Genomic DNA, 1,621 nt, shown 5'->3' on the forward strand with positions numbered 1-1,621 from the left:
AAATGAACCTCTAGAAGCCCGAAAAGCCATGGTAGAACGCGATTGCGATGCGATTACCATCAAGCGTCAGGCAGAGCTGCTAGGCGTGAACCGAACCAGCGCCTTCTGCCGCGTTTCCTTTGATGCTAGAGATTACTTTTGCAGTGGAGACCGTAAAGACGACACCGCCGTATTCAATCGTATCTTGTTGATCGAGAATGTCGACCTCTACAATCGTCTTTGCAGCTGCGGTCAAATCGTCAATGGATGTGAAGTACGTTTCAAGTTGGCTTGGCCCACCCTCTTCGACATTCGACGAACAAGCAGATACCGACAGGACGACAAGTGCGAGCAGCAACAGGGATAGCGCTTTTTTCATGTCATTCACTCCTTCTCAGTGAGGTTTAGTAAACGGCTCTGACTCCATCTACATCGTCCGATGTAGGTGTGCTCGCCCGATCCGCTGGTGCTCCATCCCACATGAGTGGTTTCATGTTGGGGAGTGTCGTTGAAGAATACTTCAGCCCTAATCGGTTTCTATCCTAAACTGGATCCATTCGATACCTGTGACTTTTGTTTTAGTAGTTAGTCCACAAAATTCCCAAATTCCCGATTCTGAATTGGAAGGACCAGTAACCTGCCATTCATAAGCCAATTTGTGAGCAATTACTAGGGTTGAAAAAACGGCATGCGAAATATCCTCCTTATTTAAGGGAGTGCTAAAACCAACATCATATAAAGCCGAATCCTTCCAATAACGTTCACAGGATGTAAGGGTAGCATTCGTTTCACAAAACTCTTCAAATCTTGATAGTAATCTCCGAGCCTTTTCCTCTGTATTCACTTTGAAAAACGCATGCCAACGAATGCTTTTATGCATTTAAATCCCCCTAACTGCTGTGCTCTTTTTATTAAATATTCAATAAGGATAGTGTCAATACACCTTAATTCAGATATCATGCCAGTTACTTCAATGAAACAGGGAGCAACTGCCGCGGCGGTCTGCTCCCTGATCTGATTGAACTATCGTACCCCGTTAGCGTAACCAAATAAACTTTACTTAACATCGTTATCTTGAATTACTCCGAACATTCCTGTCATTCCTTCATGCTTTTTAAAACCGTATTTATTATAAAAAGATTCTTTACCTTGTGACGCAAACAGACCAATAAATGATTTTTCAGGAGCATTTTCCTTTAAGTATTCTTTGATTGTTTCCATTATTAATTTGCCTATTCCTTTGTTTTGATGCTCAGGTAAGACTGCTATATCTTGAATATAAAAATAGATTCTCCCGTCCCCAATAACCCTACCCATTCCAACTATTTCATCTTGGAATTGGACGATAACACCAAATAGTGATTGGTTTAAAGATTCTTCTGCAACTTCAAAATTCATATAATCTTTCCAGCCAACCGCACAACATAGCTTTGTATATTCTGATATCGTTGGTAACCTTTTTAGAATTGTAAGATTATTTTTCATATAACTCTCCTAAAGTTTTTGTCGTAACAACGTCACTTGAGTATTTCGTGAAATCATTGAACTATCCTGCCAGTTAGCGTAACGAAGGGCTACCACGCGGTCAATGTCATTTAGTTAAGGTGCAGGTCCAAATATCAAGAAAAAGAGCAGGTTATCG

3 protein-coding genes are annotated in these 1,621 nt (G+C 41.0%); all 3 read right to left on the reverse strand.

Translation table 11 applies throughout. The features are described from left to right. Window positions 1–79: 79 nt before the first annotated feature. Window positions 80–358: a hypothetical protein gene (locus ASG81_RS03805; protein WP_056629387.1), complete on the reverse strand. Its 279-nt coding sequence runs from the start codon at window positions 356–358 to the stop codon at window positions 80–82. A gap of 147 nt (window positions 359–505) precedes the next feature. After that, a complete protein-coding gene (locus ASG81_RS03810) occupies window positions 506–859 on the reverse strand; it encodes a hypothetical protein (protein WP_056629390.1) in 354 nt (117 codons plus the stop codon). Window positions 860–1,035: 176 nt separating this feature from the next. Next, window positions 1,036–1,464, reverse strand: a complete 429-nt coding sequence (locus ASG81_RS03815) for a GNAT family N-acetyltransferase (protein WP_056629391.1) — start codon at window positions 1,462–1,464, stop codon at window positions 1,036–1,038. Window positions 1,465–1,621 lie beyond the last annotated feature (157 nt).

Origin of the sequence: Paenibacillus sp. Soil522 (assembly GCF_001428245.1) — a bacterium.
GTDB lineage: Bacteria > Bacillota > Bacilli > Paenibacillales > Paenibacillaceae > Pristimantibacillus.